The organism is Escherichia sp. WS2035, from assembly GCF_046487065.1.
In the GTDB taxonomy this organism is placed as follows: domain Bacteria; phylum Pseudomonadota; class Gammaproteobacteria; order Enterobacterales; family Enterobacteriaceae; genus Escherichia; species Escherichia coli.
The window spans coordinates 1-957 of record NZ_JBJQKD010000052.1; the positions used below are offsets into that span (position 1 = coordinate 1).

At 60.1% G+C, this 957-nt stretch carries 1 protein-coding gene; it reads right to left on the bottom strand.

What is annotated here, in order from left to right; translation table 11 throughout:
- On the bottom strand, nt 1-957 hold a 957-nt coding region (gene vgrG / locus ACJHX4_RS26720), incomplete at both ends, for a type VI secretion system tip protein VgrG (protein WP_113282560.1).

Sequence of the window (957 nt, forward strand, 5' to 3'; positions counted from 1 at the left end):
GTGTGTGCCGAGTCGTGTTTTACCCCGGCGATATAAGGTCGGTCCGGGTTGCCTTCCTCAAAGGCGATGCTGACTTCCGTTCCCGCCAGCAGCGGCAGATGCAGGCCATACGTGTCACCTGCATACGGGCGCGACTGGCGCACCCACAGGCTTTCATAACCCGGTTTCCACGTATCGCGGTCAAAGTCGAGGTTGACCCGGTAGCGCCCGTCCTTGTCGATATGGGCATAGATATCGTTTTTCACCGTGCTGGTGACCCGCGCCGGGAGTGTGCCGGCCATTACCGGGCGGGGGATAAGCGCCGGGCGGTAGCCGTAGCGCTCTGAGTACGGGATGGCGGTAAACGTCAGCTCATAGCTGCGGTCACGCGCCGCGCTGGCCGTCACGCCGGTAATCAGTACGCCCTTGCGGAACACTGCTGGCGCGTCGTCGCCCTGAACCCTGATTTCCAGCCCCGGCATCAGCAGTGAACTGGTGCTCTGGCCTTTGAGAATGGCCTGTTCATTCAGGTAGCGTTCGTGGCGGATACGGGCATAAAACGCGCCGCTTTCCGCTGCCTCTTTATCGCCTTTTTGCAGGAAGTTGTCGGCATAGTGGTAGGCTTCGCCGTAGGTGGTGTTATCGCCCCCGGTGGCGTCATGCTGCTCTGTCATCATCTCTGCTGTGGCGGTGCGGTAGTTGTAGTCCCGAGTGGTGACGCTTTTTTCCACCACGCTGTACGCGGTATTCAGCCCCCATACCGCTTCCGTTTCACCATCAAACAGCCCTGAAGGATGGCGAAGCGGCAGTGTCAGCCCGCGCTCGTAGCCGCTCTGGTCGTCATAAAACTCGACAACTTCGATTTTCAGCCGGGCGTCGGTGGCAAAGCGGAACCAGATACCCACTTCCGACAGCAGGCGTGAGACAAACGTCAGGTCGTCCTCACCGTACTGCATCACCTGTTCGCGGGACGGGTAT